Genomic DNA, 12,094 nt, shown 5'->3' on the forward strand with positions numbered 1-12,094 from the left:
CGTTGCGGGGGGCCGTAGGCGTGAAGCACGAAGGAGGAGCACCGTGACCCCGAAGGTTTCCGACCACATCCTGGAACGGCTGCGTGCCTGGGGCGTCGAGTACGTCTTCGGCTACCCGGGCGACGGCATCAACGGACTGCTCACGGCCTGGGGCCGGGCCGACAACCACCCCGTGTTCGTCCAGGCCCGGCACGAGGAGATGGCCGCGTTCGAGGCCGTCGGCTACGCGAAGTTCTCCGGCCGCACCGGTGTGTGCGCGGCCACCTCCGGGCCCGGCGCGATCCACCTCCTGAACGGCCTGTACGACGCCAAGCTCGACCACGTCCCGGTCGTCGCGATCGTCGGGCAGACCAACCGCAGCGCGATGGGCGGCTCCTACCAGCAGGAGGTCGACCTGCTCAGCCTGTTCAAGGACGTCGCCGCCGAGTACTGCCAGATGGTGACCGTCCCCGAGCAGCTGCCCAACGTCCTGGACCGGGCGATGCGCACCGCCGCCGCCCGCCGCACCGTCACCGCCGTCATCGTGCCCGCTGACGTCCAGGAACTGGACTACAGCCCGCCGGAGCACGCCTTCAAGATGGTGCCCTCCAGCCTGGACAGCGCCCGCTGGACGGTGCTGCCCGAGGAGGCGGAGCTGCACCGGGCGGCCGACGTGCTCAACTCCGGCCGGAAGGTCGCCATGCTGGTCGGCCAGGGGGCCCGCGGGGCCCGCCGCCAGGTCCAGCAGGTGGCCGAGCTGCTCGGCGCGGGCGTCGCCAAGGCGCTGCTGGGCAAGGACGCGCTGCCGGACACCCTGCCCTACGTCACCGGCGCGATCGGCCTGCTCGGCACCCGCGCCTCGTACGAGCTGATGCGGGACTGCGACACCCTGCTGACCATCGGCTCCAGCTTCCCGTACACCCAGTTCCTCCCCGAGTTCGGGCAGGCCAGGGGCGTGCAGATCGACCTCGACCCGTTCATGGTCGGCCTGCGCTACCCGTACGAGGTCAACCTGGTCGGCGACGCCGCCCGCACCCTGGACGCGTTGCTGCCGCTGCTGGTTCGCAAGGAGGACCGCGGCTGGCAGCGCACCGTGTGCGACAACGCCGAGCGCTGGCGCGAGGTCATGGAGCGGCGCGCCGGCGTCGAGGCGGACCCGATCAACCCCGAGTACGCGATCCACGCCCTGGACCAGCTGCTGCCCGACGACGCCGTGGTCACCGCCGACTCCGGCTCCGCCGCCAACTGGTACGCCCGCCACCTGCGCTTCCGCGGCGACATGCGCGGCTCGCTGTCCGGCACCCTGGCCACCATGGGGCCCGGCGTCCCGTACGCGATCGGGGCCAAGTTCGCCCACCCCGGGCGGCCCGCGATCGCCCTGGTCGGCGACGGCGCGATGCAGATGAACGGGCTCGCCGAGCTGATCACCATCGCCAAGTACTGGCGGCAGTGGGAGGACCCGCGGCTCGTGGTGGCGGTGCTCAACAACCGCGACCTCAACCAGGTGACCTGGGAGATGCGGGCGATGGAGGGCGCGCCGAGCTTCCTGCCCTCCCAGCAGCTGCCGGACGTCGACTACGCGGGCTTCGCCCGCTCGCTGGGCCTGGGCGCCCGGCGCGTCGACGAGCCCGGCGCGGTGACCGACGGCTGGCAGCACGCCCTGGCCGCCGACCGGCCGTACCTGCTGGAGCTCTGCACCGACCCGGCCGTCCCGCCGATCCCGCCGCACGCCACCTGGGACCAGATCCAGGCCGCCGCCGAGTCGGTGCTGCGCGGGGACGCCGACCGGGCCGCGATGGTCCGCCAGGGGTTCAAGGCCAAGCTGCAGGAGTTCCTGCCCTCCTTCGGAGGCCGGCATGGGCATCGTTGACCCGGTTCGGCGCGGCGCCGGCCTCGCGCTGCGCAACGTGCGCACCGGACGCTTCCAGCGCGCGCTCGCCCTGGCCACCGCCGCCGGCTCGGTGATCACCGCCGCCGAGATCTACCTGGAGCACGACCGGGCCGGCTTCGGCAACCGCGTGATGTGGTGGCCGGTCTGGCTCGGCCCGGTCGGCGCCGTCGCCGGGGTCGGCGGAGCGCTCAGCCCGCGCGCCGCGCACACCCTGCTGCCGGTCGCCTCCGCGGCGATCACCGCCAACGGGCTGCAGGGCACCTACCTGCACGTCCGCGGCATCGCCGAGAAGCCCGGCGGCTGGGCGATGGCCCGCTACAACGTCGAGATGGGGCCGCCGCTGTTCGCCCCGCTGCTGATGAGCCTGGTCGGCGGCATGGGGCTGGTCGCGGCCGTCCTGCGACGGGAGTCCAGGGATGCCTGAGCCCCGCGAGCGCCCGGAGCCGCGCTTCCCCGGGTACGACGTGCTCGACCAACTCCCCCACTGGGACAAGGAGACGGCCGCCGTGGTGGTCGCCCGGACGGGCGGCCCGCAGCCACCGCTGCGCTTCTTCACCCCCGCCGAGGAGGCCACCGCCCGCGCCCTGCTGGACCAGTTGCTCGACCACCCGGACGTGCCGCTGCTCGCCATGATCGACGCCCGGCTCGCCGAACAGCAGACCGACGGCTGGCACTACGCCGACATGCCGCCGGACGACGAGGCGTGGCGGCAGAGCCTGCACGCCCTGGACGAGGACGCCGAGGGCCCCTTCTCCGCGCTCACCGAGGTGCAGCAGCAGGCCTTGCTCGGCCGCGTCCAGGAGATGCAGGGCGCGCGCTGGCACGGCCTGCCCGCCCGCCACGTGTGGAGCCTGTGGACCCGCTACGCCTGCACCGCCTACTACTCCACCCCCACCGCCTGGAACGAGATCGGCTTCGGCGGCCCCGCCCACCCGCGCGGCTACCTGCGCCTCGGCGTCGGCCTGCGCGAGCCCTGGGAGGTCCCCGACGCCCACTCCCGGCCGCCCCGCCCGCCGGACGACGAACCCCCGCGCCCGGTGCCCCCCGCCACCGACCCGGGCCGCCACTCCCGGCTGCGCGCCGCCGCCGGGACGGTGCGGGCCAACGCCGCCGCCGAACGCGAGGTCCGCCGCCGCAACGCCTCCGCCTGGCTGCTGCCGCGCGACGGCCACGGCTTCGACCACACCCTGCGGCGCGACATGCGCCGCCACCGGGACACCGACGAGGTCGACCTGCTGATCGTCGGCTGCGGCGCCGGCGGCGCCACCCTCGCCCAGCGGATGGCCCGCCGCGGCTGGAGCGTGGTCGTCCTGGAGGCCGGTCCGTTCTGGGACCCGCTCACCGACTGGGTCAGCGACGAAGCCGGCTCCCACCACCTTTACTGGACCGAGCCGCGCCTCATCTCCGGCACCGACCCGGTGCCGCTCGGCTCCAACAACTCCGGCCGGGGCGTGGGCGGTTCGATGGTCCACTTCGCCGGCTACACACCCCGCTTCCACCCCTCCGACTTCCGCACCCACAGCCTGGACGGCGTCGGCGCCGACTGGCCGATCGACTACGCCGACCTGCGCGACTCCTACCGCCGCCTGGAGTACGAACTGCCCGTCGCCGGCCAGTACTGGCCCTGGGGCGAACCGCACCCCTACCCGCACCCGCCGCACCCCGTCGGCGGCAACGGCGAGATCTTCCTGCGCGGCGCCGCCGCCCTCGGCATCCAGGCCCGGGTCGGCCCGGTCGCCATCACCAACGGCCGCTTCGGCCGCCGCCCGCACTGCATCTACCGGGGGTTCTGCCTCCAGGGCTGCAAGGTCAACGCCAAGGCCTCCCCGCTGATCACCCACGTACCCGACGCGCTCGCGCACGGCGCCGAGATCCGCGCCGACTGCATGGCCTCCGGCGTCGAACTCGACCACGAGGGCTACGCCCGCGGCGTGCGCTACTTCCACCACGGCCGCGAACACCTCCAGCGCGCCCGGACCGTCGCGATCGCCGGGTACGCCATCGAGACCCCGCGGCTGCTCCTCAACTCCACCAGCCGCCGCTTCCCCGAGGGCCTGTGCAACGACCACGACCTGGTCGGCCGCTACGTCATGGTGCAGGGCGCGCCGCAGACCTCCGGCCGCTTCGAGGAGGAGATCCGCGCCTACAAGGCGCCGCCGCCGGAGGTCTCCACCGAGCAGTACTACGAGACCGACCCCGCCAAGCCCTACAAACGCGGCTTCACCATCCAGAACATCTCGCCGCTGCCCATCACCTGGGCCGAACACGTCATCGCCCAGGGCCACTGGGGCCCCGACCTGCGCCGCTACCTCGGCGACTACGTGCACTGGGCGACCCTCGGCGCCATGGCGGAACTGCTGCCCCAGGCCGACAACCGGGTCACCCTGGCCGCGGAGACCGACCGGCGCGGCCTGCCCGTCGCCCAGTTCTCCTTCTCCCAGTGCGAGAACGACCGGATGCTGATCCGCGCCGCCCGGGAGGTCATGGAGTCCCTGCTGCGCGCCGCCGGGGCGAGCGAGGTCATCACCATCGACCGCTACGCCCATCTGGTGGGCGGCTGCCGGATGGGCGCCGACCCCCAGAGCGGCGTCGTCGACCACCGGCTGCGCACCTTCGCCGTGCCCAACCTGCTGATCACCGACGGCAGCGTGCTCCCCACCCAGGGCAGCGCCAACCCGGCGCTGACCATCATGGCGCTGGTCGACCGCGCCGCCGGCCTGCTGGCGGCGGGCGAGCGCTCGGGACTGCGGGCGCCGTCATGAGCGAGGTCGAGCGGATCGGCGTCCGCGTCTTCACCGTGCCGACCGACGCCCCGGAGGCGGACGGCACCCTCGCCTGGGACCACACCACGCTGGTCCTGGCCGAGGCCGTCAGCGGTCCGCACCGCGGCCTCGGCTGGACGTACGGCGCGCCCGCCACCGCCGCCGTGATCATCGAGGAGCTCGCCCCGCTGGTCACCGGGCGGGACGCCCACGACACCAGCGGCGCGTACGGGGCGATGAACCGGGCGGTGCGCAACACCGGCCGCCCGGGCCTGGTCGCGGGCGCCGTCTCGGCCGTCGACTTCGCCCTGTGGGACCTGCGCGGACACCTGCTCGGCCTGCCCCTCGCCCGGCTGCTCGGCGGCGCCGCCCGCCCGGTCGCGGTGTACGGCAGCGGCGGCTTCACCACCTACTCGGCGGACCGGCAGCGACGGCAACTGCTCGGCTGGACCGAGGAACTGGGCATCCCCCGGGTCAAGATCAAGATCGGTGAGTCCTGGGGCACCCGCGAACGGCGCGACCTCGAACGGGTCCGCGCCGCCCGGACCACCGTCGGCGACGACGTGGAGCTGTACACCGATGCCAACGGCGGCTACCGGCGCAAGCAGGCCGTCCGGATCGGCGCCGCGCTCGCCGACCAGGGCGTCACCTGGTTCGAGGAGCCGGTCTCCTCCGACGACCTCACCGGCCTGCGCGCCGTCCGCGACGCCGTCGCGCCCGACGTCACGGCGGGGGAGTACGGCTACGACCTCGCCTACTTCGCCCGGATGGTCCGCGTCGTCGACTGCCTCCAGGCCGACGCCACCCGCTGCGGCGGCCTCACCGGCTGGCTGCGCACCGCCGCCCTCGCCGAGGCGCACGGCCTCGACGTCTCCGCGCACTGCGCCCCCCACCTGCACGCCCACGCGGCGGCTGCCGTCCCCAACTGCCGCCACCTGGAGTGGTTCCACGACCACGTCCGGATCGAGCGGCTGCTCTTCGACGGGACGCTCGACCCGTCCGGCGGCACCGTCACCCCCGGCGCCGACGGCGCACCCGGCCACGGCCTGCGCCTGGCGGCCGACCGGGCCGAGGGGTACCGCGTCGCCTGAGGGAGCCTATGAGCGGAGTCCATGAGCGGAGTTTCTGAGCGGAGTTCCTGAGCTGGGCTGATGAGCCGAGTTCATGAGCCAGGCCCCATCCGCGGAGCTCATAAGCGGGTCTCCTGAGCCGGGTTCATGACGGGGCCGCATGAGGTCGGGTCCCATCGGCCAAGACCCATGAGCCGAACTCATGAGAGGGTCCGACGCGCCGGGCCCAGAGCCGGGTCTCATGAGCCGCGTTCATGTGCCGGGCCCCATGAGACGAGTTCATGAGCCCAGCCCGCCCAGCCCGGCCGTGGCTCAGGCGCCCGGCGGCCGAGCCAACCGGGCCGCGGCCTCCAGCAGCATGGCGTGCACGAAGGCCTGGGGCAGGTTGCCCCGCTGCTGGCGCTGCGCGATGTCGTACTCCTCCGAGAACAGTCCCGCCGAGCCGCACAGGCCGCGGGTCGTCTCGAACCAGCGCGCCGCCTCCACCGCGTCGCCCTGCTGGTGCTCGGCCATCGCCAGCAGGAAGCCGCACAGCACGAACGCGCCCTCGGCCTCGGCCAGCGGCCGCTCGTCGTGCCGGAACCGGTAGGCGTAGTGCCCGTCGGTGAGTTCGCGGCGGCAGGCGTTCAGCGTGGCGACCGTCCGTGGGTCGTCCGGCGCCGGAGTGCCGCGCAGCGGCGGGAGCAGCAGGGCGAGGTCGGGCGCCGGGTCCCCGGGGGAGCGCTGCCAGCGGCCCGAGGGATGCACGGCGTGGCGGCCGGTGTGGGCCAGCAGCCGGTCGGCCAGGGCGGTCCAGTCCGCCGCGAGGCCGCCCGGGACGCCCGCCGGACCGGCCGCCTCCGGGCGGGCGATCGCGCGCAGCCCGGCGGCGCAGATCAGCCGGCTGTGGGTCCAGGCGCGGTCTCCCAACTCCCACACGCCGGCGTCCGGTTCGCGCCACCGGCGGGCGATGGCGGTGGCTGCCGTGCGGACCGCCGTACGGGCGTCCGGATCCAGCCGGCCGTGCCGGGCGGCCGCCGCGTACAGCAGCAGGGCCTCGCCGAAGACGTCCAGCTGGAACTGCCGGGTGATCTGGTTGCCGACCCGGTCGTGGCCGCCCGGGTAGCCGGGCAGGTCGACCGTCCGCTGGTCGGGCACCCGCCCGCCCGTCACCGTGTACGCGGGGGAGAGGCCGGGGCCGTGCTCGTCGAGCCTCGCCGTGGTGAACCGCACCGCGTCGTCGAGCAGTCCGTACGGCCCGCAGGCCGCCACCGCCTGGCCGGCCAGGCACTGGTCGCGGATCCAGACGTAGCGGTAGTCGTAGTTGCGGCCGGTCTCGGCCCGCTCCGGCAGGCTGGTGGTCGCCGCGGCCACCATGCCACCGGTGGCGGGCGAGGTGAGGCCGCGCAGCACGGCGTAGGAGAACCTGGCGTCGCGGTCGTCCAGGGTGTGCCCGAGCGCGGGCACGGCCTCCCGCCAGGCCCGCTCGGTGGCCCGCCAGCAGCGCTCCGGCTCCGGTACCGGTCCGTCCAGGCGCTGGTCGCAGGCCTCCAGCACGAGGTCCAGCCGCTCGCCCGGGCGGAGCACCAGCTCGGCGACGAGCCCGCCGCCCGGCGCCGGGCGGGCCGCGCCGAGGCCCGTCCAGCGCAGCCGCAGCGGCCCCGCGCGCAGCGACCAGCCCTCCGGGATCCGGCGCGGCGCCCGGCAGCGGCGCGAGGCGAAGCCCTGGCCCGGCTCCAGGACCACCCGGAACCGCACCGGCGCGAACTCGGCGGTCAGCCGGCGCAGCAGCACCAGCCGGTGCGGATCGGCGGGCAGAGCCAGCGCCTCCCGGCACACCAGCACCCCCTCCTCGGTGACCCACCGGCTGCGGCGGATCAGCCCGCCGTCCTCGTAGTGGCCGCCGGGCACGAACCGGCCGGCCGGCGTCACCGCGTACACACCACTGCCGCCGACCAGGCCGGCGAACAGCGGGTCCGAGTCCCAGCGGGGCGCGCACAGCCAGGCGACCTCGCCGAAGGGCCCCACCAGCGCGCCGCGTTCGCCGTCGGCGAGGAGGGCGTACTCGCGCAGGCTCCAGGGCGGGTGGGCCGTCACGGCGCGCTCCCCAGGGTCAGGCCGCGACCTGCGGCAGGATCTGCTCGCGGTAGAAGTCGAAGAACCCTTCCTGCTCCTGGCCGATCTGACCGACGTACACCTCGTCGAAGCCGGCCCCGACGTACGAGCGCAGCCGGTCGGCGTGCGCCTGCGGGTCGTCACCGCAGGTGACCGACCGGGCCACCAGGTCCTCGGTGACCAGCTCGGTGGCCTGCTCGAAGTGCTCCGGGGTGGGCAGCACCTGGGCGAGCTCGCCGGGCAGCAGCTCGGACGGCCAGAGCCGGTGGACGGTCTTGACCGCCCGCTCCTCGTCCTCCGACCAGCAGACCTTCACCCCGCCCAGCACCGGCCCGGTGCCGCCGGCCGCCCGGTAGCGGCCGATGATCTCGGTGTCCGGGGTCATGGTGACCAGCCCGTCCCCGAGTCGCGCCGCCAGTTCGGCCGCCTTGGGGCCGAACGCCGAGACGTACACGGGCAGCCGGCCCTCCTTCGGCGGCGTGTACAGCCGGGCGTTCTCGACCGTGTAGTGCGTGCCGCGGTGGGAGACCACCTCACCGGTGAACAGCTCGCGCATCACCGCGACGGCCTCCTCCAGCATCTCCGCCCGCACCGCGAACGGCGGCCAGCGGTCGCCGAGCACGTGCTCGTTGAGCGCCTCTCCGGTGCCCACCCCGAGGCGCAGTCCGCCCGCCAGCTGCACGTCCGCCGTGGCCGCGGCCTGCGCCGTCACCGCCGGGTGCAGCCGCACGGTCGGGCAGGTGACGAGCGTGGTCACCGGCAACCGGGTGACCTGCGACAGCGCGCCGATGACGCCCCAGACGAACGGGCTGTTGCCCTGGGCGTCGTTCCACGGGTGGTAGTGGTCGGAGATCGCGAGCCGGGTGAAGCCGGCCCGCTCCGCCAGCCTGGCCTGTTCGACCAGCTGGGCGGGCGTGAACTCCTCGCAGGACAGGAAGTAGCCGAACGCGGTCATGGCAGCCTCGGTTCCTCGGTGGACCCTCCGCCGGAACGGCTAACCCGACCGGGCCCGGCGAAACCTCCGGTGCCGCCGCGGGGTCAGGACGGCGCCTCGCCCGGGTCGGGGAAGGAGTGGTGCTCGTGCGCGACCAGCCAGCGTCCGTCCTCCTTGCGCAGCCCGACGGTCAGCCGCAGCCGCTGGGCCGGGCGCTGCGCGAAGTCCTGCGGGGTGCCGCAGCGCAGCAGGGCGTGCGCGAAGGCGACGTCCGCCCCGGCGGTCACCTCCAGTGACTCGATCTCGAACGCGGCGCCCTGCGCCTGCCACTCGAAGAACGGCGGCCAGGTCTCCCGGTAGGCGTCGAGACCGCGCACGCCCTCGTAGGGCGGCGGCACGTCGAACATCACGATGTCCGCCGCGTGGTCGGCGAGCACCCCGTCGAGGTCGCCCGTGTGGACCGCGGCGGCCCAGTTCCGGATCAGGTCCGCGACCTGCTCCTCGTCGCTCTTGGCCATGGTCGAGAGCATAGGGCCGGTCTTCGCACCCCCGCCTGCGGGCCGACGCTGCCCGGTCTCCGGCCGGGAGGTGCCGCACCGAGGCCGCCCGACCTGGCGGGGCCCCGGCCGCGATGGGGCGTGTACGCCCCGCCGCGCTCCCCGGGGAGCGCGTGTCCGGGGTCGGCGTGTTCGCCGCTTCGTCACGTCGGGTAGTGGATCAGTCGCAGCTTGTGCCCGAAGGGGGGTGGTCCAGGGAGTCACGATGTCGGAACAGGATCCGCTCGGCACGCGTGCCGGTTCGGAAGGGCCTCCGGTGCGGTCCGGCCGGGTGCCGCCGCAGCTGCCCCCGCCCGCGGGCGATGCCGGGCCCGTCCCCGCGGGCCCCGGGCACCCCGATCCCGCCGGACCCTGGCCCGACCGGATGCTGCCCCTGCTGCGCACCCCGACGGCCGATCGCCGCCCCGCGCCGGAGGCGCCCGGTGCGGATCCGGCCGGCGCCGCCGAGCCGGGCCCGGTCCTGGACCTCGCCCTGCTGGTGGGGGAGCTGCTGCTGGCCAGTGGCGAGGCGGCCGAGGACGTCGAGGCGGCCATGCTCGCCGTCGCCCGGGCCTACCGGGTCCACCCGTGCGACCCCCAGGTCACCTTCACCCGGGTGGCGATCTCCTACCAGCCGGGCCCGCCCGAGCCGCCGCTGACGTCCGAGTGCTGGGTGCGCCGCCCCGCCGGGGACTACGCCCGGCTGGCCGCCGTGTTCCGGCTGGTCACCGCGATCGCGGCCGGGGGCGTCACGGTCCACGACGCCCATGCGCGGCTGACGGCCGTGCACCGCGGCGGCCGCCGCTACCCGGGCTGGCTGGTCCTGCTGTGCTGCGGGCTGCTGGCCGGGCTCGCGACCCTGCTGGTGGGCGGCCGGACCGATGCTCGGGCCTGGCTGGTGTTCGCCAGCGCCGGCGTCGCGGCCCTGGCGGGCGAGCGGCTGTCCGCCCTGGTGGCGCGGCACGACCTGCCGCCCTTCTACCGCTTCGCGGTGGCCGCGACGCCGGCCGCGGTGATCGGCATCCTGCTCTCGTTCAACGGCTTGCACCTGCGCGGCTCGGTCGTGATCACCGGAGGGCTGTTCGCGCTGCTGCCGGGCTGGCCGATGGTGGCGGCGGCCCAGGACGGCCTGGCGGGCTTCTACCTCACCGCCGCGGCGCGGCTGTTGGAAGCGCTCTACCTGATGGCGGGCGTGGTGATCGGGGTGATGACGGTGCTGTACGTGGGCGTCAACAACGGCGCGGACCTGGCCGCCCAGGACGTCCCGCCGGTGGCGGTGAACCCGCCGCTCCAGCTCGTGGCGGCGGTGCTGCTGACGCTGACCTTCGCGGTCCTGCTGAACACCGAGCCGGCCACGCTGCCCGCGGTCCTGCTGAACAGCGCGGCCGGCTGGACGACGTACGGGGTGCTGGCCAACGCCGGTGTCGAGCCGATCCTGGCCACCGGACTCGCCGCCGGGCTGGTGGGGCTCTCCGGCCAGTTCATGGCGCGCTACCGGGGCGGCCCGGTGCTGCCGCACGTCACGGCGGCGCTGGGGCCGCTGCTGCCCGGGTCGGTGCTGTACTTCGGGATGCTCGCCTTCGTCCGGGGCCGGCCCGAGGCCGGGCTGAGCGGCATCGGGCGCGCCGCCGCGATGGCGATGGCCCTCGCCGTCGGCGTGAGCCTGGGCCGCGAGCTGGCCCGGCTCTTCCTGCCCGGTCCGCCCGCGGCCCCGCCGACCCGCCGGCCGGGCGGCCGACACCGACGGTGACGGTTCCCCGAACCGGCGGCGCTCGCTCGGTTTGCCCGGCCGCCGTCGCGGTAGACGCGAGGCTGAACGGGCGGAGAAGGGCGGCTCCGAGGCCGCCCCGCTCGACGCCCGCCCCTTTCGTCACTCCTGGGAGGCTGCCGTGATCGTCCTCGGTGTCATCCTGCTCATCATCGGCTTCGTCACGGGCATCTCGATCCTGTGGACCATCGGCATCGTGCTGCTGGTCATCGGTCTGATCCTGTGGGTCGCGGGCGCCCTCGGCCACGCCGTCGGCGGACGCCGCCACTACTACTGATCCGTCTGATCCGTCTGATGTGACCGGATCCGTTCCGCTGTGACCGGATCCGTCCCGCGCGACCCCACCCGCGGCCGGCCGGCCCTCAGCGCAGCAGGGCGGCGAGCAGCTCGGCGATGGTCGGCCCGGCATCGGCCGGGTGCCGCAGCTGCTTGCCGTCCATCACGCTGTAGTGGTTGGTACGGCCGCGCCGCTCGTGCGTGAGGTAGCCCTCCTCCTCGAGGTCCACGATGATCCGCTGCACGGCGCGCTCGGTGAGCAGGCACTGGGCGGCGATGTCACGGACCCGGATGCCGGGGTCGCGCGCGATCTGGACGAGGACGCGGGCGTGGTTCGTCAGGAAGGTCCACTGCCGCGCCCTGGCCGGGCCGGTTTCCACGGCTCAAGGATAGGGTCGGCGGGGTGCCCGCCGGAACCGCGCCCGTCGGCCCCCTTCAGGGGCATTCCTCGTGCAGCCCGCAGAGCCAGGCCAGCGCCTGGTGGGCGCCGAGCACGTAGGCGTGCTCCGTCCCCTGGGTCAGGGCCCGGCGCAGCCGGACGGCGGCGGCCTGGCACTCCGCCAGCAGCTGCGCCCGGCACGGTTCGGCGGCGCCGACCGCGGCGGTCGCGGTGACCGGCGCCGCGACCTGGGCTCCGGCGGCCCAGCGGTAGGCGCCCAGGACGCCGTGTTCGAAGCCGGTCCACGGCCGGGGGCGCCGGTTGGCCGTGTCGATCGCGGCGAACACCTCGTCCAGCGGGCGCACTCCCACGGCCGGGATCGTCTCGTCACTGGTCATGCCCGCA

11 protein-coding genes are annotated in these 12,094 nt (G+C 74.9%); 6 read left to right on the forward strand and 5 right to left on the reverse strand.

Annotated features, from left to right (window positions below):
• Positions 1–43: 43 nt before the first annotated feature.
• Genes ACZ6Y7_RS07690 through ACZ6Y7_RS07705 form a run of 4 tightly spaced genes read left to right on the forward strand, consistent with a single transcriptional unit; the run spans position 44 to position 5,723 of the window.
• A complete protein-coding gene (locus ACZ6Y7_RS07690) occupies positions 44–1,849 on the forward strand; it encodes a thiamine pyrophosphate-requiring protein (RefSeq protein WP_465756921.1) in 1,806 nt (601 codons plus the stop codon).
• On the forward strand, positions 1,836–2,294 hold the full coding sequence (locus ACZ6Y7_RS07695; RefSeq protein WP_465756922.1) for a hypothetical protein: 459 nt from the start codon (positions 1,836–1,838) through the stop codon (positions 2,292–2,294). Before ACZ6Y7_RS07690 ends, ACZ6Y7_RS07695 begins: the two co-directional genes overlap by 14 nt.
• Positions 2,287–4,632 (forward strand): GMC family oxidoreductase, encoded by a 2,346-nt coding sequence (locus ACZ6Y7_RS07700; protein WP_465756923.1) that lies wholly within the window; start codon positions 2,287–2,289, stop codon positions 4,630–4,632. The genes ACZ6Y7_RS07695 and ACZ6Y7_RS07700 overlap by 8 nt, the downstream gene beginning before the upstream one ends.
• Entirely contained in the window at positions 4,629–5,723 is a 1,095-nt protein-coding gene (locus ACZ6Y7_RS07705; RefSeq protein ID WP_465756924.1) for an enolase C-terminal domain-like protein, read from the forward strand. Before ACZ6Y7_RS07700 ends, ACZ6Y7_RS07705 begins: the two co-directional genes overlap by 4 nt.
• 291 nt (positions 5,724–6,014) lie before the next feature.
• On the opposite strand, the gene ACZ6Y7_RS07710 is transcribed toward ACZ6Y7_RS07705, so the two are convergent.
• The 3 genes from ACZ6Y7_RS07710 to ACZ6Y7_RS07720 form a co-directional block, all read right to left on the reverse strand.
• A complete protein-coding gene (locus tag ACZ6Y7_RS07710) occupies positions 6,015–7,778 on the reverse strand; it encodes a glycoside hydrolase family 15 protein (RefSeq protein ID WP_465756925.1) in 1,764 nt (587 codons plus the stop codon).
• A 16-nt stretch (positions 7,779–7,794) separates the two neighbouring features.
• Complete coding sequence (locus ACZ6Y7_RS07715) at positions 7,795–8,751, reverse strand: TIGR03557 family F420-dependent LLM class oxidoreductase (protein ID WP_465756926.1); 957 nt, start codon at positions 8,749–8,751, stop codon at positions 7,795–7,797.
• Positions 8,752–8,834: 83 nt separating this feature from the next.
• Positions 8,835–9,248, reverse strand: coding sequence for a nuclear transport factor 2 family protein (locus ACZ6Y7_RS07720; protein WP_465756927.1), 414 nt, complete (start codon positions 9,246–9,248; stop codon positions 8,835–8,837).
• A gap of 244 nt (positions 9,249–9,492) precedes the next feature.
• Between ACZ6Y7_RS07720 and ACZ6Y7_RS07725 the strand changes: the two genes are divergently transcribed.
• A complete protein-coding gene (locus tag ACZ6Y7_RS07725; protein ID WP_465756928.1) occupies positions 9,493–11,016 on the forward strand; it encodes a threonine/serine exporter family protein in 1,524 nt (507 codons plus the stop codon).
• Positions 11,017–11,155: 139 nt separating this feature from the next.
• Positions 11,156–11,311, forward strand: coding sequence for a DUF6131 family protein (locus tag ACZ6Y7_RS07730; protein ID WP_465756929.1), 156 nt, complete (start codon positions 11,156–11,158; stop codon positions 11,309–11,311).
• Positions 11,312–11,396: 85 nt separating this feature from the next.
• Here the strand turns inward: ACZ6Y7_RS07730 and ACZ6Y7_RS07735 are convergent, their stop codons facing one another.
• Complete coding sequence (locus ACZ6Y7_RS07735; RefSeq protein WP_465756930.1) at positions 11,397–11,690, reverse strand: helix-turn-helix transcriptional regulator; 294 nt, start codon at positions 11,688–11,690, stop codon at positions 11,397–11,399.
• Positions 11,691–11,745: 55 nt separating this feature from the next.
• The gene (locus ACZ6Y7_RS07740; protein WP_465731006.1) at positions 11,746–12,087 is read right to left on the reverse strand and encodes a hypothetical protein; all 342 of its coding nucleotides are present in this window, start codon (positions 12,085–12,087) and stop codon (positions 11,746–11,748) included.
• Positions 12,088–12,094 lie beyond the last annotated feature (7 nt).

It is taken from the genome of Kitasatospora sp. NPDC053308, assembly GCF_055585785.1.